The following is a 21,947-nucleotide window of genomic DNA, read 5'->3' as shown; positions in this document are numbered from 1 at the left end:
CCCCTGTATCATGGATACAGGGGCTTTTTGCGTTTGAACAACTACATAGAATCGTGCTTTTCTAGTTTTCGATAGCTTTTGTAACATCACTTACCCATTTTAGTGGCGATTTTCACCACTTCAGTCACTAATTTTCCTTTTTTAATCAATCATTTCTCGTTCATATATTTTCTTCTTGGTATCTTTACGGTATAAATTTGTTCTAAATTACTTTTTTTGGAAATAGTATGAACTTTTATAGCTTCCTTTATATTTAATATCAAATGTATTTTCGTAATTTTGAGGCGAATCTAATAAGGGAAGAAAAAAGTCACGCAATTAATATTGTAGTATAAATTATATAATAACTCCTGTTAAAATGGAAAACAAAATTCAAGAGTTGACCGATAAGATCTACCGTGAAGGGGTAGAGAAAGGAAACGTAGAGGCACAGAAACTTATCGTAAAAGCTCAGGAAGAAGCCAAGAAGATAGTAGAAGATGCTCATAAAGAAGCTGAATCTATCGTGGCTACTGCTCATAAGTCTGCCGGAGAATTGGCAGAGAATACCAAGTCTGAATTAAAATTGTTTGCCGGTCAGGCAGTAAATGCGCTGAAATCGGAAATCGCCACCATGGTGACTGATACAATTGTAAATGCTGACATAAAGGCATTTACGGCGGACAAGAATTATCTCAATGCATTCATCGTTGCATTAGCCTCGAAATGGAGCGCTAACGAACCAATCATTATTTCTACAGCCGATGCAGAAGGTTTAAAGAAATTCTTTGCTGCCCAAGCAAAAGATTTGCTGGATAAGGGTGTGAAGATCGAGCAGGTGAATGGCATCAAGACACTGTTCTCTATTTCGCCAGCCGATGGTTCATACAAGGTGAACTTCGGTGAAGAAGAATTTATGAATTACTTCAAAGAATTCCTGCGTCCACAATTAGTGGAAATGCTGTTCTAAAAACTCCCACAGGATGAAGAGTCAATATTATTACTTGGTAGCCGGTTTGCCCGAACTCGCTTTAGAGGACAGCAAGTTGAGCTATACGGTAGCTGATTTCAAGACGGAACTTTATCCGGCTTTGTCTGACAAGGATAAAAAACTGATAGACCTATTCTATCTCCAATATGACAATGCCAATGTCTTGAAACTACTGAAAGACAAGGATGCCATTGTTGATCCGCGCGGAATCTATTCTGCGGAGGAATTGGCAGAGTTTATCTCGCAGCTGAAAGAAGGCGATGAGATAGCCGACTGTGTATTCCCGTCTTACCTTTCTACTTTTATTTCCGACTATTTTAATCTGCCTGCCGAAGAAGATTTTCTGCACGAAGACCGGTTGGCAGCATTATATTATGCTTACGCCATGAAATGCAAGAATAAGTTTGTATCTGCATGGTATGGCTTCAACCTTACTATTAATAATGTATTGGTTGCTTTTACAGCGCGGAAATTCAAGATGGATGTAGCTTCGCTGATTGTGGGCGATACGGAGGTGTGCGAAGCCTTGCGTACGTCCGGTGCCCGTGATTTCGGGTTGACCGGCGAAGTGGAAGTTCTGGAACAACTGGTGAAAATCAGTGAAACGGAAGGACTTGTAGAACGGGAAAAGAAAATAGACCAACTGCGCTGGAACTGGATGGAAGAAGCTACGTTCTTCGATTACTTTACGATAGAGCGCCTGTTTGTCTTCCTGTTACAACTGGAAATGATAGAACGTTGGATTTCATTGGATAAGGAAAAGGGTAGTCAATTGTTCCGTAGCATCATTGCTACATTGAAGGACGAAGTACAGATACCCGCAGAATTCAGATAAAATAAATAAGTAAATTTATATGGCAACAAAAGGAACTGTTAGTGGCGTAATAGCCAACATGGTGACCCTCGTCGTTGACGGACCTGTATCACAGAACGAGATTTGTTATATCTCGACCGGTGGAGACAAGTTAATGGCGGAGGTGATTAAGGTGGTAGGTACCCAAGTCTACGTTCAGGTGTTTGAAAGCACGCGCGGACTAAGAGTGGGAGCCGAAGCCGAATTTACCGGACACATGCTCGAAGTGACTTTGGGTCCCGGTATGCTTTCTAAAAACTACGATGGTTTACAAAATGACCTCGACAAAATGGATGGCGTTTTTCTGAAACGTGGGCAATATACTTATCCGCTGGATAAAGGCAGCAAGTGGCATTTCGTACCATTGGCTAAAGTCGGCGATCAAGTGGAAGCTGCTGCCTGGTTGGGTCAAGTAGACGAGAATTTCCAACCGCTGAAAATTATGGTGCCTTTCGAACTGAAAGGTGTCTGTACGGTGAAGTCCATCGTTGCGGAAGGAGAATATAGCATTGAAGATACCGTTGCCGTGTTGACTGACGCAGAAGGCAATGATATTAAGGTGAATATGATTCAGAAGTGGCCTGTAAAACGTGCCATGACCAACTATAAAGAAAAACCACGTCCTTTCAAACTGTTGGAAACCGGTGTTCGTGTTATTGATACCGTGAATCCTATTGTAGAAGGTGGCACAGGCTTTATTCCCGGTCCGTTCGGTACAGGTAAGACAGTGCTTCAGCATGCTATCTCCAAACAGGCGGAAGCTGATATTGTAATTATCGCTGCTTGTGGTGAACGTGCCAATGAGGTTGTAGAAATCTTTACGGAATTCCCTGAGTTGGTTGACCCGCATACGGGACGTAAATTGATGGAACGTACGATCATCATTGCCAATACTTCCAACATGCCCGTAGCTGCCCGTGAAGCATCTGTTTACACAGCTATGACTATTGCAGAATATTACCGTAGCATGGGTTTGAAAGTATTGTTGATGGCGGACTCTACTTCACGTTGGGCACAGGCATTGCGTGAAATGTCTAACCGTATGGAAGAGTTGCCTGGTCCTGACGCATTCCCGATGGATTTGTCTTCTATCATCTCCAACTTCTACGGACGTGCCGGATATGTGAAACTGAATAACGGTGAATCAGGCTCTATTACCTTTATTGGTACGGTATCTCCCGCCGGTGGTAACTTGAAGGAACCGGTTACTGAAAATACAAAGAAGGTGGCCCGCTGTTTCTACGCCCTTGAGCAAGACCGTGCAGACAAGAAGCGTTATCCGGCCGTTAATCCGATTGATTCTTATTCAAAATATATTGAATATCCTGAATTCGAGGAATACATCGCTAAGCACATCAATGCAGAATGGATTGGCAAGGTTAATGAAATCAAGACCCGTCTGCAACGTGGTAAGGAGATTGCCGAACAAATCAATATCCTCGGTGATGACGGTGTACCTGTAGAATATCACGTAACTTTCTGGAAATCTGAGTTGATTGACTTCGTTATTCTACAACAAGATGCCTTTGACGAGATTGATGCTGTAACTCCGATGGAACGTCAGGAAGCTATTCTGAATATGGTAATCGATATTTGTCACACGGAATTTGATTTCGATAACTTCAATGAAGTAATGGATTACTTCAAGAAGATGATTAACATCTGCAAGCAGATGAACTACTCTAAATTCAAATCGGAAGAGTATGACAAGTTCCGTAAACAGTTGCAGGAATTGATTGAAGAACGTAAAGCATAACGGAATGTACGATTTTACGATGTACGATTTACGATTAATAAATGTTTCGTAATTGTGTTTCGTAAGAGAGTATTTTCAATCGCTAAATTGTAAATCGCTAAATTGTAAATATATAGATGGCAACAAAAGCATTTCAAAAGATATATACTAAGATTACTCAGATTACGAAAGCCACGTGTTCGCTGAAGGCAACCGGGGTAGGGTATGATGAGTTGGCAACCGTAAACAGTAAGCTCGCCCAGGTGGTGAAGATTGCTGGTGACGATGTGACTTTGCAGGTGTTCGAGGGTACGGAAGGTATTCCGACCAATGCAGAGGTGGTGTTTTTAGGCAAGGCTCCTACCATTAAAGTGAGTGAGCAGCTTGCCGGACGCTTCTTCAACGCTTTCGGCGATCCTATTGACGGAGGACCGGAGATTGAAGGTCAGGAAGTGGAAATTGGCGGTCCGTCCGTGAATCCGGTACGTCGTAAGCAACCTTCCGAACTGATTGCAACGGGTATTGCAGGTATCGACTTGAACAATACATTGGTATCAGGACAGAAAATTCCGTTCTTTGCAGACCCTGACCAACCTTTCAACCAGGTAATGGCGAATGTGGCTTTGCGTGCGGAGACTGATAAAATTATCTTGGGTGGTATGGGTATGACGAATGATGACTACCTGTATTTCAAGAATGTATTCTCCAATGCCGGTGCGCTCGACCGTATCGTCAGCTTTATGAATACTACCGAGAATCCTCCGGTAGAACGTCTGTTGATTCCGGATATGGCACTGACTGCTGCCGAATATTTTGCAGTGAATAACAATGAAAAGGTACTGGTACTGCTTACCGATATGACCTCATACGCCGATGCATTGGCTATTGTGTCCAACCGTATGGACCAGATTCCTTCTAAAGACTCTATGCCGGGTTCTCTTTATTCGGATTTGGCAAAGATCTACGAAAAGGCGGTGCAATTCCCTAGTGGCGGTTCTATCACGATCATTGCCGTGACTACATTGTCAGGTGGCGATATTACACATGCTGTACCTGATAATACGGGTTACATTACGGAAGGTCAGTTATTCCTCCGTCGTGATAGCGATATTGGTAAAGTTATTGTTGACCCATTCCGTTCTTTGTCTCGTTTGAAACAACTTGTTACGGGTAAGAAGACACGTAAAGACCATCCGCAGGTAATGAATGCTGCTGTACGTCTGTACGCTGATGCTGCCAATGCCAAGACCAAACTAGAGAATGGTTTCGACCTTACGAACTATGACGAACGTACCCTTGCCTTTGCCAAGGATTACTCCAACCAACTGCTGGCTATCGACGTCAACCTCGATACCACTGAGATGCTCGATGTAGCATGGAGTTTATTCGGCAAATATTTCCGTCCGGAAGAAGTGAACATGAAGAAAGAGTTAGTAGACGAATTCTGGCCGAAAGCAAATAACTAATAACTTATCACTAATAACTAAAAGAAGTGGCTATTAAGTTTCAATATAACAAGACCTCCCTCCAGCTGTTGGAAAAGCAACTGAAGGTGCGCGTGCGTACGCTTCCTATTATAAAGAATAAGGAGAGTGCACTGCGTATGGAAGTAAAGCGCTGCAAAGCTGATGCTGCTGCGCTGGATGCGAGGTTGGAAAAGGAAATCCAAGCTTATGAAGCCATGTTCGCCCTTTGGAATGAGTTTGATACCTCATTGATAAAGGTCAGTGATGTTCATCTTGGTGTGAAGAAGATTGCCGGTGTGCGGGTGCCATTGCTCGAAAATGTAGATTTTGAGATACGCCCTTACAGCTTGTTCAATGCCCCGAAATGGTATTCAGACGGGTTGCATTTGCTCAAGTCATTAGCACACACTGCTATCGAACGGGAATTTACCGTTGCCAAACTGAACCTGCTGGAACATGCGCGCAAGAAGACCACCCAAAAGGTGAATCTTTTTGAGAAAGTACAGATTCCGGGCTATCAGGATGCTCTGCGCAAAATCAAACGGTTTATGGAAGATGAGGAGAACCTCTCCAAATCATCGCAGAAGATCATGAAGTCCCATCAAGAGAAAAGGAAGGAGGCAGAGTCATGATTACAAAAATGAAGAAACTCACGTTCCTTGTGTATCATAAGGAGTACGAAACATTCCTGAACGGTGTGCGCGAACTCGGTGTAGTACATGTTGCCGAAAAGCAACAAGGGGTAGCCGACAATACGGAATTGCAGGAGAATATTCGCCTTTCTAACCGTCTGCAAGCAACAGAGAAGATGATGCTGGCACTGAAACCGGCTAAGTCGGCAGTTGCTGAGACACCTGGCTCGGCGGGTCGTGGGCTGGAAGTGTTGGAAGAAGTGGAGATCTTGCAATCCGAGAAAAATAAGCTGCAAACCCAATTACAAGCCTATCAGAAGGAAAAGATTGCCTTGGAACCGTGGGGGAATTTTGAAATTGAAGGTTTGGAACGCTTGAACGAAGCCGGATTGTCGGTAGGTTTTTATAGTTGTTCCGAAGGTAACTACGATTCAACTTGGGAAGATACTTATAATGCAATGGTTATCAACCGTGTATCTTCACGTATCTATTTCGTTACTGTAACTAAGGCGGATCAGGAAATAGACTTGGATGTAGAACAAGCCAAGCTACCCCCTTATTCGCTGAACCGGCTACAAACGCTTTGTGATGAGACAGTGCAGGCGTTGACCGATAACGAAGAGAAGTTGAAGGTACTTGCTGAGAAAGAACTTCCGTCACTGCGTGCCGCCTTGAAAGAGGTGAACGGAGAAATGGAATTCTCGAAGGTAATGCTGAATACCGAATCTACGGTAGGGGAGAAATTGATGTTATTACAAGGTTGGGCGCCTGCTTCCCGAATCCCTGAGATCTCGGCATGGCTGGATGCGCAACATGTATACTATGAAGTAACTTCTCCCGAACCGGGCGATAATGTGCCTATTCAATTGAATAATAAAGGCTTCTTTTCCTGGTTTGAACCGATATGTAAGCTCTATATGCTGCCTAAGTACAATGAATTGGATTTGACTCCGTTCTTTGCACCTTTCTTTATGATATTTTTCGGTTTGTGTCTGGGAGACTCCGGTTATGGTTTGTTCCTGTTCCTTGGAGCGACACTTTACCGCATATTCGCAAAGAATATCAGTGCAACGATGAAGCCGGTTCTTTCGCTGATACAGATATTGGCGGCTTCCACTTTCTTCTGTGGAATGTTGACTGGTACCTTCTTTGGTTTCAGCCTTTACGATCTCAATGTACCGTTGTTCCAAGAGATGAAGAAGCACTTATTCCTGGATAATAACGATTTATTCCAGTTATCCTTGATATTGGGTGCTGTTCAAATCCTTTTCGGTATGGTATTGAAAGCTGTGAATCAAGGGATACAATTCGGCTTTAAGTATGCTATAGCTACTATCGGTTGGATTGTTCTGTTGATTTCTTGCGCTATAGGTGCATTGCTACCGGAGATTATGCCGTTAGGAGGTACTGTACATCTGTGTATCCTCGGTGTAGCGGCAGCTATGATATTCCTCTTCAACAGTCCGGGTAAGAATGTATTCCTTAACATCGGTTTAGGTGTTTGGGACTCTTACAACATGGCTACAGGTCTGCTGGGTGATGTATTGTCGTATGTCCGACTGTTTGCCTTGGGACTTTCGGGAGGTATTCTTGCCGGAGTATTCAATAGCTTGGCAGTGGGTATGAGCCCTGACAATGTGATTGCAGGACCTATTGTAATGGTATTGATCTTCGTCATCGGACACTCCATCAACATCTTTATGAATGTGCTTGGAGCAATGGTTCACCCCATGCGTCTGACATTCGTAGAATTCTTCAAGAATTCCGGTTACGCAGGAGGAGGAAAGGAATACAAACCGTTTAAGAAATAAGAATTAGAAATAGAGATTTTAAAAATTAAGGCTGCACGATATTAGGCTGCGGCATTAACGAAGAAATAAGTGAAATATAAACAATAAAAAAAGAATAAGATTATGGAAATGAATTTATTGATTGCCTACATTGGCATTGCGATTATGGTTGGTTTGTCAGGTATCGGTAGTGCCTACGGAGTAACAATTGCAGGTAACGCAGCAATCGGAGCATTGAAGAAGAATGATAGTGCATTTGGTAACTTTCTGGTGTTGACTGCTCTTCCGGGTACACAAGGTTTGTATGGATTTGCCGGTTACTTTATGTTCCAGACAATTTTTGGTCTTCTTACTCCTGAAATGACAGCTATTCAGGCAGCTGCTATCCTGGGTGCAGGTATTGCTCTCGGTTTGGTTGCTTTATTCTCAGCTATCCGTCAGGGACAGGTTTGTGCAAACGGTATCGCTGCAATCGGCCAGGGACACGATGTATTCAGCAACACGCTGATCCTCGCTGTATTCCCCGAACTTTACGCTATTGTGGCATTGGCTGCAACTTTCTTGATTGGTAGTGCACTGGTTGCATAAAGAAGATAACTCGATTTTAGGAAAGCTCTGTAACGTCCTGTAATAGGATGTTACAGGGCTTTCTTGTTTCTGTATTTAAGATATTTTTTGCTTATTAAATATTTTATGCAAACGTTTGTTTATGCATATTTAATCAGATTTTTCGATTAATAGGCTATTTTTCAAAGAATAATGCGTACTTTTGCAGCCATTATTAAGATAAAGAGATTATAACATAGTATGGTAAATGAGCTACTTACCCCCGATTACATCTTCGAAGCTAGCTGGGAAGTATGTAATAAAGTAGGCGGTATCTATACAGTTTTGTCAACGAGGGCAAATACGTTACAAGATAAATTTCGTGATAGACTTTTTTTTATAGGACCAGATTTTTGGCAAGGTAAAGAAAATCCTCTATTCATAGAATCAGATAACCTCTGTGCAGCGTGGAAGAGTCATGCTGCTGAAAAAGATAACCTCTCGGTTCGTGTAGGTCGCTGGAACATTCCGGGCGAACCTATTGTTATATTGGTTGATTTTCAACCGTTCTTCGCACAAAAGGATGAGATATATGCCGAAATGTGGAATCACTACCAAGTGGATTCACTGCATGGCTATGGCGATTATGATGAAGCATCCATGTTTGCATACGCTACGGGAAAAGTTATAGAGAGTTTCTATCGCTATAACCTTATGGAGACAGATAAAGTCGTATTCCAGGCTCACGAATGGATGACCGGTATGGCGGCACTCTATCTTCAAATAGCTGTTCCTGAAATTGCAACTATCTTTACTACACACGCCACTTCCATAGGCAGATCCATTGCCGGTAATGATAAACCATTATATGACTATCTGTTTGCATACAATGGCGACCAGATGGCACAAGAACTGAATATGGAGTCCAAGCATTCTATTGAAAAGCAAGCAGCTCATTATGTGGACTGCTTTACTACCGTGAGTGAAATCACGAACAATGAGTGTAAGGAATTACTTGATAAGCCTGCCGATGTCATCCTAATGAACGGTTTTGAGGATGATTTCGTGCCCAAGGGCGCTACTTTTACAGGCAAACGTAAACGTGCACGTTCTACTATGCTGCGCGTAGCTAATTGTTTGTTGGGTGTAGACTTGGACGATGATACCTTAATTATTGGTACCAGCGGGCGATACGAGTTCAAGAATAAAGGGATCAATGTATTCCTGGAATCATTGAATCGACTGAACCGTGATAAAGATTTGAAAAAGAAAGTACTGGCTTTCATTAATGTACCCGGATGGGTAGGTGATCCTCGTGAGGACTTGCAGCAACGTCTCAAAAGCAAGGAGATGTTTACTACTCCGCTCGAAGTGCCCTTCATCACTCACTGGCTGCACAACATGACGCATGACCAGGTGCTGGATATGCTGAAATACCTTGGTATGGGCAACCGTCCTGAGGATAAAGTAAAGGTTGTATTCGTGCCTTGTTACCTGGATGGTAAAGACGGCATCCTTAACAAGCAGTATTATGACCTGATATTGGGAGAAGACCTCAGCGTCTATCCGTCCTATTATGAACCGTGGGGATATACTCCGTTGGAGAGTGTAGCCTTCCGTGTACCGACTATTACCACTGACCTTGCCGGTTTCGGACTTTGGGTAAACAGCCTGAAGAACCAACATGGCATTGATGATGGGGTAGAGGTACTTCACCGTTCAGACTATAACTACTCTGAAGTGGCAGATGGCATTAAAGATACGATTGCCCTCTTCTCCACTAAATCGGAGGCTGAAATAAAAGAAATCCGCAAACGTGCCGGTATAGTTGCCGAACAAGCTCTGTGGAAGCACTTTATAAAGTATTATTATGAAGCTTATGATGTTGCCTTGCGCAATGCTGTAAAGCGTCAATTAGGTTAACGTAATTATAAATCAATCAAGTTTATACAATGAAGATTAAAGTTAGTAATGTGAATACTCCGAACTGGAAAGACGTGACTGTAAAATCACATATTCCCGCTCAATTGGAGAAATTATCTGAACTGGCACGTAACATTTGGTGGTCGTGGAATTATGAGGCTACTGAACTATTTAGAGACCTTGATCCTGCTCTTTGGAAAGAAGTCGGACAGAACCCCGTACTTCTGTTGGAACGTATGAGTTATGCTAAACTTGAAGCACTTGCCAACGACAAGGTTATTCTGCGTAGAATGGAAAGCGTATATTCTAAATTCCGTGCATATATGGACGTTAAGCCTGATAGCAATCGCCCCTCTATAGCATATTTCAGCATGGAATATGGTTTGACTTCTGTACTTAAGATATACTCCGGTGGTCTGGGTGTACTTGCCGGTGACTACTTGAAAGAAGCTTCTGACAGCAATGTAGATTTGTGTGCAGTAGGTTTCTTATACCGTTATGGCTACTTTACTCAATCTTTGTCAATGGACGGACAGCAGGTTGCTAACTACGAAGCACAAAACTTCGGTCAGTTGCCTTTGGATCGTGTATTGGACGAACATGGAAATCAAATTGTGGTAGATGTTCCTTATTTGGACTACTACGTACATGCTTTGGTTTGGAGAGTAAATGTTGGACGTATCTCGCTTTACCTGCTCGATACAGACAATGAAATGAATAGCGAATATGACCGTTCTATCACTCACCAACTTTATGGTGGCGACTGGGAAAACCGTCTGAAACAAGAAATTCTGCTTGGTATCGGTGGTATTTTGACGCTGAAAAAACTGGGCATCAAGAAAAATATTTATCACTGTAACGAAGGACATGCAGCCCTGATTAACGTACAACGCATCAGCGATTACGTAGCCAGTGGTTTGACATACGATCAGGCTATCGAGTTGGTACGCGCTTCTTCTTTGTATACCGTACATACTCCGGTTCCTGCCGGTCACGACTATTTTGACGAAGGACTCTTCGGCAAATATATGGGTGGATATCCTTCAAAGATGGGTATCAGCTGGGACGATCTTATGGATCTCGGCCGTAACAATCCGGGTGATAAGGGCGAACGCTTCTGTATGTCAATCTTTGCTTGCAACACTTCTCAGGAAGTGAACGGTGTAAGCTGGTTGCATGGAAAAGTATCTCAGGAGATGTTTGCTCCTCTTTGGCAAGGTTACTTCCCTGAAGAAAGCCATGTAGGTTATGTAACCAATGGTGTACACTTCCCCACATGGAGCGCAACGGAATGGAAAGAGCTTTATGCAAGACATTTCGATGAAAACTTCTTGTTCGATCAATCCAATGCTAAGATTTGGGAAGCTATCTATAACGTAGCTGACGAAGAAATCTGGAAGACTCGTATGGCTATGAAGAACAAGTTGATAGACCATGTTCGTAAGCAATACCGTGAAACTTGGTTGAAGAACCAAGGTGATCCTTCACGCATCGTTTCTCTGTTGGATAAGATCAACCCGAACGCTCTTTTGATTGGTTTCGGACGTCGTTTTGCTACTTACAAACGTGCACACTTGTTGTTCACCGACTTGGAACGTCTTTCTAAGATCGTAAACAACCCCGATTATCCGGTTCAGTTCTTGTTTACAGGTAAGGCTCACCCGCACGATGGTGCCGGTCAGGGATTGATTAAGAGAATCATTGAGATTTCTCGTCGTCCTGAGTTCTTAGGTAAGATTATCTTCCTCGAAAATTATGATATGCAGTTGGCTCGTCGCCTCGTTTCCGGTGTAGATATTTGGTTGAATACTCCGACACGTCCGCTCGAAGCATCCGGTACATCCGGTGAGAAAGCGTTGATGAATGGTGTTGTAAACTTCTCCGTACTCGACGGTTGGTGGTTGGAAGGTTACCGCGAAGGTGCCGGATGGGCGTTGACTGAAAAGCGTACTTACCAGAATCAGGAATTCCAGGATCAACTCGATGCTGCTACTATCTACAGCATTCTTGAACAAGAGATCCTGCCGTTGTACTATGCACGCAACAAGAAGGGTTATTCTGAAGGTTGGGTGAAGACTATCAAGAATTCTATTGCACAAATTGCACCGCACTATACCATGAAGCGTCAGTTGGACGATTACTTCAATAAATTCTATAACAAGGAAGCAAAGCGTTTCAAGATGTTGTCTGCTAACGACAATGCTAAGGCGAAAGAACTTGCAGCTTGGAAAGAAGAAGTGGTAGCTAAGTGGGATAGCATTGAAGTTGTATCTTGCGACAAGTGTGAGGAAATCATCACAGGTGCTGTTGAAAGCGGTAAGGAATATACTATTACTTACGTAATTGATGAAAAGGGATTGAACGATGCAATCGGTCTGGAATTGGTAACTACTTATACGGCTCAGGATGGTAAACAACACGTTTACTCTGTAGAACCGTTCAACGTAGTGAAGAAAGAAGGCAACCTATATACTTTCCAGGTTAAACATAAGCTGGAAAATGCCGGAAGCTTCAAGATATCATACCGTATGTTCCCGAAAAATGCAGATCTTCCTCACCGTCAGGACTTCTGTTACGTTCGTTGGTTCGTATAAGATAAAGATAAAAACAGACGGTCTGTTTGTACTGAATAGACCGTCTGTTAATGCAAAACGCACCATCTATTTGGTGCAAACAGACTATCTGTTTCGAGTGAACGGATGGTCTGTTTTTTTTTAGTATGTATTTAAGGGATGAACAAACAGTTATTTCAAGTGTTTCTATTGAAAACTAAAAGAACTTCAATAGGATATGAAAAGGATTGTATTGCTCCGCCACGGCGAGAGCGCATGGAATAAAGAGAACCGTTTTACAGGTTGGACAGATGTCGATTTGACGGAAAAAGGTGTATCCGAAGCTATAAAGGCAGGCGAGTTGCTGAAGGAAAAAGGCTTTCATTTTAAGAAAGCATATACTTCTTACTTAAAGCGTGCTGTTAAAACATTGAACTCCGTATTAGATCGTATGGATCAGGATTGGATTCCGGTGGAAAAGTCCTGGCGATTGAACGAAAAGCATTACGGTCAGTTGCAAGGTTTGAACAAGGCTGAGACGGCAGCTAAGTATGGTGACGAACAAGTATTGGTCTGGCGTAGGAGTTTTGACATTGCTCCCCATCCACTTACAGAGGATGATCCGCGTAATCCGCGTTTCGAAGACCGTTATCAGGAAGTGCCTGATGCAGAGCTTCCGCGTACTGAATCGCTGAAAGATACGATTGAACGTATCATGCCGTATTGGAAATGCGTAATCTTTCCGAACCTGAAAACGGCGGATGAGCTATTGGTAGTAGCACATGGCAATAGTTTGCGAGGTATTATCAAGCATTTGAAACACATTCCGGATGATGAGATTGTTCATCTGAACCTGCCTACTGCTGTACCTTATGTCTTCGAATTCGATGATGAACTGAATCTAGTTAACGATTACTTCCTGGGCGATCCGGAAGAGATCAGGAAGTTGATGGAAGCAGTTGCTAATCAAGGAAAAAAGAAATAAGATGGTTGGCTTAATAAGATAATAGGTAAAATTAGGGTAAAAAGAATGTCCCGCATGAAAAGTAAGTTTCATGCGGGACATATTATTTAGGAAAGGAGTTTTATACCTTGTTCTCTATTAACCCGTGGAATAGTGTAATGCTCAGAAAAATGCCAATGATTGCGCAGATTACGATGAGGAACCAGTTCATGAAACGAGCGCTCGGCTTGGTTTCTTTATGCAGGTTCTGGTCGAAATAATTCTTGAAGAATAAATAGATGGCGGGTACGGTGGCACTTGCCAGCAAAAGGTCTTCGGGTATCTTGTAGATATAAACTTTAGAAAATGCAATGAGTGCCCAGTGGCATAGAAACAAGATAACAAGCAGATTGACTTTGCGGGAGAATGCCAGTAGCAATCCGATAGTGAATACAGCTACCGAACAAGGCATCACAGTGCTAGTCATCATTGGAAACTCCATTCCTCGTGCCCATGAGAAAAGAGGGTAGAGGAAAGGCATTGCAAAAAGTACGCCCACCAACACTTTATATTTAGGGTTACGTTCAAAGGGTGTATAGTTGGCTATTAAATCCCATAACCATATAAGCGCCATAATACCCCAGAATATAGCGAGAATATAATTATAACTTCGTGTGCCGCAATATATCATGTAGTAAACAATGGATATCCAGCTGTTCAGGAACACCATGTAGATTTTCATAGAACGTTTTACCCAAACTGTAGGTTTCCGGTAAAGCAGGATAGTCAGTATAATACCCACCAGAGTAATAATGATCTGTGCCCACCACGTACCCTCATTGTATTGCGCAATAGTACTCCAAAATATTTCCATCAGCTCTTATAATTTATAATTTTTAATTCTTAATATTTCTCGTGTCTTGTCATTGAGAATGCCCGGGTTTTGAAAAGGAATAACGGTATCGTTGCCCCTACAGCCAGCATGAAGATGACGCTGCACGTTACCACAGAATTCGTACACATCTCCATCATATATTTTTGTTGAAGTTCCGGTACTTTCAGATTTTGCATGAACATAATCAGTGCGAATACAATCTTGTAAGCATACATACCCGGAACCATAGGCAACAATGCAGGGATGTAAAGCACCGTCATCGGGCAATAGATTCGTTTGCCCAACAACAAACTACCCATACCGATGGAGAAGGAAGCGCACAGCGAAGCGGTGGCAATATCAACTCCTAAATAAGTCATCAGGCAGAAGCGAAGTGCGTGCCCTATGGCAGCAAGCAGTGCAATCGAAGAAAATGCGCGCAATGGAGGATCGGAGATAGCTCCGAAACCAATGGCAGCGATGGCGGCAAATATTCCGTCAGAAAGTATATCTATTAGTGGCATAATAATTACTAATTACAAATTATAAATTACGAATTACGAATTGTCGGATCGTTAGCGATCTTCCTTGTTCCCTGGTCTCATCTAAAGCAGACTGTTTCTGATAAGCATAAGTGTACCGGACAAACCCACGGCGATGCACAGCACCAGTAATAATGCGTGGATAAGGCGGCTACATCCGGTCAGCGAGTGCCCTTCTACAATGTCGATAACCCCGTTCAGCAAAGGGACACCCGGTACAAGGAAGAGAACACTGGTTGCAATGGCTATTTCGGCTGTAGTATTGAGTGTCAATGCCGATGAAGCAACCAGCGATGCTATGAAAGCAGATGCCACAAAAATGATGTAATGGTTGAAGTGCTTTTTCTGCATCACCTGCTTGATATAGAAGCCGATCAGTGTGGCGGAAAATACGATGCCCCGAGCAGTCCAATCTCCACCGAACAAGGCACAGAATGACGCATTGGCAAAACCAACAAGGAAGAGCGTACAAAGCGGGTCCATCTTGGGGTGGGTAATGATTTGTTCGTACTTGTCCCACAAAGTTTCGAGGGGCAGGTTGTTGTCGTATGCTTCCCAACTGAGTGCACTCAACTCGGCATTCAGCTCGAAACTGATAGGGAAGGCGGGTATAATAGATACTTCATTATACACTTCCTGACTATCATTATCACACACACTAATGACAAGTGTCTTTTGGAAAAGACTTATTTTGGCATCTACATTTAATGAATGCCCTATCCTTCGGGTATTTCGTATTACACGCGAAGTATGCACCCCCGATCCCATGAGTCGGTTGGCGTATTCTTGAAGGAATCGTGCAATATCCTTTAGTTCTTTCGATGAGTTCATGCTAATATCTACTGAAAACGGGTGCAAAGGTAAGACTTTCTGCTGGAAAATGAAACCATTCTGTGTCGAAAGATATATATTCTCCAATTGTAAAAGGAAGATAAATAATGATATCAGATTATAGATTTTCAAATACTTTGATTATATTTGCATTTCGTCAGTTTGCTTAACGCTCTCATCCTTAATGCTTAATAAGTAAGTAAGGGTATTAGAATGAAGCATCATTGTTTTTTATAACTCAAAGGAAAAATGAATATGGCAAATGTATTTCCCCCTTATAAATTGGACATTGCAGGTGCATTCTGTGTACCATCAGTATTGAAAAAAGCCCGTGAACAATATCAGAAAGAACAGATTAATCGACATACTTTGCAGGAGATAGAGGATGCGGAAATCCGCAAACTTGTAGACAGACTCAAAGCGTCAGATATGAAAGTCGTTTCCGACGGTGGTTTCCGAAGCCGTGATTTTTTGGAAAGCTGGGAAGGTATTCGTACTAAAGATAATACACTTTTCACCGAAGGTTCTGCCTTGGAAATTACTGATCGTATAAATCTGCTTCAACATCCTATTCTCGAAGAATTTACTTTCTTAGTTTCTGTAGCCGGTACAGACGTAATGTCGAAACAACATATTCCTTCGCCTGCCGAAGTAATGACACAGCTCCTTCAAAGAGTGGAACGGAGCCAGTTGGAAACCATCTATCCGGATTTGCGCCTCTTGGCGGACGATATAGCTTCTGCTTATAAATTCCTACTAAATAAGCTTTCTGAGGCAGGTTGCCGTTATATACAGTTCGATGGTGTTCATTCCGTAGTTATGGAAGAAACCATTAACCTGAATAACCGTGTGTTGCGTGAACGTCCTGCCGGAATGTTTGTCGCTTTCCATGCTCCGACAGACATGTTGGTGCAATTGCATGGAGCCGATGCTTATTTCTTGAATTACGATTGTGGTTCTTGCGACCGTACGCGTCTGTTATGGTTCTTGCATGAAAAGGAGGCGATATTCGGCTTTGTCCTTTCCCGCTATCCCCATGAAGATGAACTGGACGAGCTGCAAGCCAAGACGGAGAATGTATTGAATTATATTCCTTTGAAACGTTTTACTTTGTGCTTGCCGGATGCTAACGTTGTACTTTCTCCGTCGGATGATGATGAAGAAGCACAGTGGGAGACTATTCGGTTGGGCAAGGAGATGGCAGAACGTATCTTCTCCTGAGAAACGACACACCTTATCAACTGAAACGACGCAGTTTCTAAATACGAATGACGCACTTCGTAAGGCATGATCAATGTCATTTACCTTATCGAAGTGCGTCATTTATATTGTTTTCTCAGGCTTCCGCTTATTTTACTACTTCCGCTAATTTAGCTTCCAGTTGGTCACCGTGCAAGCCACGTGCAATGATAGTACCTTCACCGTCAATCAGCATAGTGTGAGGAATGCTGCTTACAGCATACATTTTAGCTGCCTGATTGTCCCAGTATTTCAAGTCGGACATTTGCGGCCAGGTGATGTTCAGCTTTTTGATACCCTCTTTCCAAGCTTCGCCGTCACGGTCTAATGATACACCTACGATTTCGAAGTTCTTGTTTTTGTATTTGGCGTATGCTTCTACCAGGTTAGGCATTTCGCGGCGGCAAGGACCACACCAGCTAGCCCAGAAGTCAACGAGGACTACTTTACCTTTACCTGCATAATCAGACAGCTTTACAGCCTTACCTTCCGGAGTCAGCATTTCGAAATCTGTGAACTTTTGTCCTACGGCAGTAGCTTTCATGTTTTCTACGTTGTTTTTAATTTTGGTAATAACTTCGTCATTGTTATAAGCGGCAGGGATTTGCGGCATTAACGGATCAAGATCTGCAACATCCAAGTAGTAGTAATTCTGTTTCAACAGGAGTATACCTACAGGGTTGGTTATGTTCTTGCCGATTTCTGCTTTTGCAATTTCTATGAGCTTATTATCTAATGCGTCCATTTCCTGACCTTTGGCTTGACGTTGTTCGTCGGTCAAAGTAGTATCGGACATGGATTCATAGATAGTCATCATCTGCTTGTTCACGCCGTCCATCTGTACTCTGATTCCTTGGAAAATATCATTGTTAGTTGTACCGGTAGCAGATTTTTCATCCTGAGACATCTTGATGTTGATATTTCCGTTTTCGAGGAAGAAATCGATTGCGATGCCTTCTTTTCCAGCCGGTTTGTAAGTGATGTAACGATTGACAGCAGAGTCTTGTGTACCTTTAAAGGTGAAAGTTCCGTTTTCGATTACTGCAGTATCCAATTTTACGAATTGGCGTCCTTCTACAGTTTCCAGGAATACGGTGTCACCATTGGCCGAACCATCTACGGTTCCAGTTATGGTGTAGCCCTTGTTTCCACTGTTACAAGCTGCAAATACGGCAGTAACAGCGAGGAGATAAATTAACTTTTTCATTGCTTGATTCTTTTAAGTGAATGATAATAGTTACAAAGATAATAAATAAAAAATCCCCTCCGATAGTACCGGAGAGGATTTTATAGTTTTAATCCCATTTTTGTAGATAATGCTGTGCTTACTATTATTCAGCAGCAGCTTCTGTAGCGGGAGCTTCTTCGGCAGGAGCCTCAGTTGCTTCTTCTGCAGGTGCGTTAGCAGCAGCTTCAGCGGCTTTCTTTTCAGCCAATGCTTTAGCTTTTTCTGCATTTACTTTCTTTTCTGCTTCCAGACGTGCTTTTGCGTCAGCTTTCTTAGCTTCGTCTTCTTTAGCTTTCAGGGCAGCCAAACCTGTTTGTTTGTTGTTCTTCCAAGCTTCGAATTTAGTTTCAGCTTCTGCTTCACCAAATGCACCTTTTGCTACACCGCCAAGAAGATGTTTCTTCATGTATACGCCTTCGTCAGAAAGAATATTACGAACGGTGTCAGTAGGTTGTGCGCCTTTCAATACCCAGTCAAGTGCGCGGTCGAACTTCAAATCTACTGTGGCAGGATTGGTGTTAGGGTTGTAAGTACAAATCTTCTCAATAAATTTACCATCACGTGGTGCTCTTACATCTGCAATAACGATAGAGTAGAAAGCGTAGCTCTTACGTCCATGTCTTTGCAATCTGATTTTTGTTGCCATTTAATTTAAATGTTTTAGTTAATGATTTGAATTATGCTACTATCTCGTAATAGCGGCTGCAAAGGTAAGATAATTTTTTGATTTACGATTTACGATTTACGATTTAATTGCATTGTATGAGCAAATTAAATCATAAATTTCAAGAGTATCTCCTCGGATATCTTATAATTATAGCCAATATGGCACAGGCTCCCATGCAGAAGGGATAATATAAATTTCCTATGATGCTGAGAGGTGAAATGCTTGCCAGCCCCGCAGCAATCAGCATTTGCGCTCCGTATGGAATGATTCCTTGTATGAGGCATGAGAATGTATCCAGAATACTTGCCGTTTTGCGGCGGTCCAGATGGAAACGTTGTGCGATGTCTTTGGCTATTGGTCCGGTGGTGATAATGGCTATTGTATTGTTGGCGGTACAGAGATTGGCAATACTGACGAGGGCGGCAATGCTGAATTCTGCCCCCCGCTTGCCTGTGACGTGACGGGTGAGGCGTGAAATAATGAAATCTATGCCTCCGTTGTAACGGATCGTTTCCAACATACCACCTGCCAGCAACGTTATGATGATAAGTTCTCCCATACCCGTTATGCCTGTGCCCATGGCACCGAACCAATCGAAGAAGGCGGTATTTACCGCTACACTTTCTACCGGAGCCGCACCGATACTGATTATTCCCGTAGCTGTGCATATTCCAATAATTCCGGTCGAGATAATTCCGAGTAGAAGTACCAACATCACATTGACACCCGCTATAGCAGTGCCCAATACAATGAGGTAGGGGATTACTTTGATCCATTCGATGGCTTGTACCTGTGCGGGTGCGGATATGGATAATCCTTGGAAGATGTAAATACCCAGTACGATGATCGCCGCAGGTACTACAATCATAAAGTTCACCCGGAATTTGTCCCGCATTACGCAATCCTGCGTTTTGGTCGAGGCAATAGTGGTATCGGATATAAATGAAAGATTATCTCCGAAGAATGAACCGCCCACTACAATGGCAACCATATAAGGAAGATCGATTCCCGTCTTTTCGGCAAGTCCCACGGCTACAGGAGTCAACGCAACAATCGTTCCTACGCTTGTTCCGATAGAGAGGGAGATGAAGCAGGCGGCAATGAAGATGCCTGCAAGCAATAAGTTGTCCGGCAAAATATGTAAAGTGAGGTTTACCGTTGCATCAATGGCACCCATCTGTTTGGCACTTTGGGCAAATGCGCCGGCAAGGATAAAGATCCATACCATCAACATGATATTCTTGTTGCTGGCACCTACCGAGAATTGGTAGATACGTTGCTCCAGCTTCAGCCCCCGTGTAATGGCAATCGCATAACAAGAAGAGAGCAGGAATGCAACGGTGATAGGGACTTTATAGAAGTCGTTCACCAGGAGAGAAGTCACCAGGTAAAGACAAAGAAATACCATCAGCGGACTGAGCGCCCACCAGCCTCCTTGCTTTTGAGTTGTATTTGTAAGTGAAGACATGTCTATACTTGCTATTTATTAAAACCGCTGCAAAGTTATAAAAAACAAAGAGTGACGCAAAATAGTTTTGCGCCACCCATCTCTCTATCTATTTTTCAACTTCCGGTTCTAAACTTTCAATTCTCAACTTTCCACTTTCCACTCTTACAAGGTTACCCCTGTTTTAAAGATCGCTATTTCTTTGTATCCCTTCTTTTCATTGTTGACAAATTCACCGCTTGCAACCTTGATTATATAATCAATGAAACGTTCGCACGTCTTTTCCATCGGTTCGTTTTCAACAATGACGCCTGCGTTGAAATCAATCCAGCCCGGTTTGTTCTTTGCCAACGTAGAATTTGTAGAAATCTTCATGGTCGGTACATACGTTCCGAACGGGGTGCCGCGTCCTGTAGTAAACAGTACTATGTGACATCCGCAAGAGGCAAGGGCAGTAGCTGCCACCAAGTCATTGCCCGGAGCGGACAACAGGTTCAGGCCTTTTACTTTCAGACGTTCGCCGTATGGAAGTACTCCTTCTACATAGCTCTTACCACATTTCTGTGTACATCCCAGTGCTTTATCTTCGAGTGTGGAGATACCGCCGGCTTTGTTGCCCGGAGACGGATTCTCACCGACCGGTTCGCCGTGCGAAAGGAAATATTCTTTGAAGTCATTTATCAACTTAACGGTATCGTCAAATAATTCTTTTGTACGGCAACGATTCATCAGAATCGTTTCTGCGCCGAACATTTCGGGTACTTCCGTCAGTACGCTTGTACCGCCTTGGGCAATCAGGAAGTCGGAGAACATTCCGAGCAACGGATTGGCTGTGATACCCGAGAAACCATCCGAACCGCCGCACTTCAAGCCTACACGCAGTTCGTTCAACGGAATATCTTCACGCTGGTCCCGGCTTGCTTTTGCATAAAGGTCGCGTAAGAGTTCCATGCCTTCTTCGTATTCGTCACCTACCTTTTGCGTAACCATAAATTTCACACGATCCTGATCGTATTCGCCCAGAAACTCACGGAACACATCCGGCTGATTGTTTTCACAACCCAAGCCCACAACGAGCACTGCACCTGCATTGGGATGCAACACCATATCCCTGAGAATCTTCTTTGTATTTTCATGGTCATCGCCCAGTTGTGAGCAACCGTAATTATGCGGATAAGCCATAATTGCATCCACGCCTATACCGTTCGTTTCACGGCGCAAACCTTCGGCAAGCTGGTTGACAATGCCGTTTACACAACCTACGGTAGGGATAATCCAGATTTCATTGCGGACCCCTACATCTCCGTTTTTCCGACGGTAACCTTTAAAAGTCAAGTCCTTTTTCTGAATATCCAGATCCGCATTCACGGGCTTGTAGGTATATTCCAGCAAACCGGAGAGGTTGGTTTTGATATTGTTTTCATTCATCCAGTCACCCTGTTTTTGCACTTTCTGGGCGTGTCCGATGGGATAACCGTACTTGATGATGTCCTCGCCTTCAGCGAAATCTTTCAGTGCGAATTTGTGTCCGGCAGGCACATCTTCATTCAATGTGATTTCCTTTCCGTCTATCGTTAACTTTTCACCAGCTGGCAGGGCTACTATGGCTACTGCAACATTATCGGCAGGGTTTATTTTCAAATATTTGGTTTCCATTTCAATGATCAATGTTTAATGATTAATGCCATTCGGTGTTATTGCGCAGCCTA

General features: G+C 43.1%; 18 protein-coding genes. 11 read left to right on the top strand and 7 right to left on the bottom strand.

Annotated features, from left to right (window positions below; genetic code table 11):
- The first annotated feature begins 358 nt into the window (after positions 1 to 358).
- The 10 genes from Q1W14_RS15825 to gpmA all read left to right on the top strand — a co-directional run bounded on the left by Q1W14_RS15825 (position 359) and on the right by gpmA (position 13,452).
- Positions 359 to 949 (top strand): hypothetical protein, encoded by a 591-nt coding sequence (locus Q1W14_RS15825; RefSeq protein WP_294594041.1) that lies wholly within the window; start codon positions 359 to 361, stop codon positions 947 to 949.
- 13 nt (positions 950 to 962) lie between these two features.
- A complete protein-coding gene (locus Q1W14_RS15820; RefSeq protein WP_300703113.1) occupies positions 963 to 1,805 on the top strand; it encodes a DUF2764 domain-containing protein in 843 nt (280 codons plus the stop codon).
- 19 nt (positions 1,806 to 1,824) lie between these two features.
- Positions 1,825 to 3,579 (top strand): V-type ATP synthase subunit A, encoded by a 1,755-nt coding sequence (locus Q1W14_RS15815; protein WP_300703112.1) that lies wholly within the window; start codon positions 1,825 to 1,827, stop codon positions 3,577 to 3,579.
- A 116-nt stretch (positions 3,580 to 3,695) separates the two neighbouring features.
- Positions 3,696 to 5,024 (top strand): V-type ATP synthase subunit B, encoded by a 1,329-nt coding sequence (locus Q1W14_RS15810; RefSeq protein ID WP_300703111.1) that lies wholly within the window; start codon positions 3,696 to 3,698, stop codon positions 5,022 to 5,024.
- Positions 5,025 to 5,050: 26 nt separating this feature from the next.
- A complete protein-coding gene (locus Q1W14_RS15805; protein ID WP_300703110.1) occupies positions 5,051 to 5,656 on the top strand; it encodes a V-type ATP synthase subunit D in 606 nt (201 codons plus the stop codon).
- A complete protein-coding gene (locus Q1W14_RS15800) occupies positions 5,653 to 7,467 on the top strand; it encodes a V-type ATPase 116kDa subunit family protein (RefSeq protein ID WP_300703108.1) in 1,815 nt (604 codons plus the stop codon). The genes Q1W14_RS15805 and Q1W14_RS15800 overlap by 4 nt, the downstream gene beginning before the upstream one ends.
- 102 nt (positions 7,468 to 7,569) lie before the next feature.
- Positions 7,570 to 8,034 carry a V-type ATP synthase subunit K gene (locus Q1W14_RS15795; protein ID WP_300703106.1) on the top strand — a complete coding sequence of 155 codons (465 nt, stop codon included), beginning with the start codon at positions 7,570 to 7,572 and terminating at the stop codon, positions 8,032 to 8,034.
- Between the two features lie 219 nt (positions 8,035 to 8,253).
- Positions 8,254 to 9,915 carry a glycogen/starch synthase gene (locus Q1W14_RS15790; protein WP_300703105.1) on the top strand — a complete coding sequence of 554 codons (1,662 nt, stop codon included), beginning with the start codon at positions 8,254 to 8,256 and terminating at the stop codon, positions 9,913 to 9,915.
- 29 nt (positions 9,916 to 9,944) lie between these two features.
- Complete coding sequence (locus Q1W14_RS15785; RefSeq protein ID WP_300703104.1) at positions 9,945 to 12,509, top strand: glycosyltransferase family 1 protein; 2,565 nt, start codon at positions 9,945 to 9,947, stop codon at positions 12,507 to 12,509.
- Positions 12,510 to 12,705: 196 nt separating this feature from the next.
- Positions 12,706 to 13,452 (top strand): 2,3-diphosphoglycerate-dependent phosphoglycerate mutase, encoded by a 747-nt coding sequence (gene gpmA / locus Q1W14_RS15780; RefSeq protein ID WP_300703103.1) that lies wholly within the window; start codon positions 12,706 to 12,708, stop codon positions 13,450 to 13,452.
- A gap of 100 nt (positions 13,453 to 13,552) precedes the next feature.
- Here the strand turns inward: gpmA and Q1W14_RS15775 are convergent, their stop codons facing one another.
- From Q1W14_RS15775 to Q1W14_RS15765, 3 genes are all read right to left on the bottom strand, one after another.
- The gene (locus tag Q1W14_RS15775) at positions 13,553 to 14,284 is read right to left on the bottom strand and encodes a DUF6064 family protein (protein ID WP_300703102.1); all 732 of its coding nucleotides are present in this window, start codon (positions 14,282 to 14,284) and stop codon (positions 13,553 to 13,555) included.
- Between the two features lie 29 nt (positions 14,285 to 14,313).
- Positions 14,314 to 14,808, bottom strand: coding sequence for a threonine/serine exporter family protein (locus Q1W14_RS15770; RefSeq protein WP_300703101.1), 495 nt, complete (start codon positions 14,806 to 14,808; stop codon positions 14,314 to 14,316).
- 81 nt (positions 14,809 to 14,889) lie between these two features.
- A complete protein-coding gene (locus tag Q1W14_RS15765) occupies positions 14,890 to 15,657 on the bottom strand; it encodes a threonine/serine exporter ThrE family protein (RefSeq protein ID WP_300703100.1) in 768 nt (255 codons plus the stop codon).
- Between the two features lie 249 nt (positions 15,658 to 15,906).
- Here Q1W14_RS15765 and Q1W14_RS15760 point away from each other — a divergent pair, with 249 nt between their 5' ends.
- Positions 15,907 to 16,878, top strand: coding sequence for a cobalamin biosynthesis protein (locus tag Q1W14_RS15760; RefSeq protein ID WP_300703098.1), 972 nt, complete (start codon positions 15,907 to 15,909; stop codon positions 16,876 to 16,878).
- Positions 16,879 to 17,005: 127 nt separating this feature from the next.
- Here Q1W14_RS15760 and Q1W14_RS15755 read toward each other — a convergent pair whose 3' ends face one another.
- The 4 genes from Q1W14_RS15755 to Q1W14_RS15740 all read right to left on the bottom strand — a co-directional run bounded on the left by Q1W14_RS15755 (position 17,006) and on the right by Q1W14_RS15740 (position 21,894).
- Positions 17,006 to 18,103 (bottom strand): TlpA disulfide reductase family protein, encoded by a 1,098-nt coding sequence (locus Q1W14_RS15755; RefSeq protein ID WP_300703096.1) that lies wholly within the window; start codon positions 18,101 to 18,103, stop codon positions 17,006 to 17,008.
- A 124-nt stretch (positions 18,104 to 18,227) separates the two neighbouring features.
- Positions 18,228 to 18,770 carry a 30S ribosomal protein S16 gene (locus tag Q1W14_RS15750; RefSeq protein ID WP_300703095.1) on the bottom strand — a complete coding sequence of 181 codons (543 nt, stop codon included), beginning with the start codon at positions 18,768 to 18,770 and terminating at the stop codon, positions 18,228 to 18,230.
- 139 nt (positions 18,771 to 18,909) lie between these two features.
- Positions 18,910 to 20,259, bottom strand: a complete 1,350-nt coding sequence (locus tag Q1W14_RS15745; protein WP_300703094.1) for a Na+/H+ antiporter NhaC family protein — start codon at positions 20,257 to 20,259, stop codon at positions 18,910 to 18,912.
- Between the two features lie 144 nt (positions 20,260 to 20,403).
- On the bottom strand, positions 20,404 to 21,894 hold the full coding sequence (locus tag Q1W14_RS15740) for a UxaA family hydrolase (protein ID WP_300703093.1): 1,491 nt from the start codon (positions 21,892 to 21,894) through the stop codon (positions 20,404 to 20,406).
- Positions 21,895 to 21,947: the final 53 nt, after the last annotated feature.

Source organism: Bacteroides sp., assembly GCF_030151085.1.
Classification (GTDB): domain Bacteria; phylum Bacteroidota; class Bacteroidia; order Bacteroidales; family Bacteroidaceae; genus Bacteroides.
The sequence above is the reverse complement of the archived record's forward strand: the minus strand, read 5'-3'. Positions and strand labels throughout refer to the sequence as shown.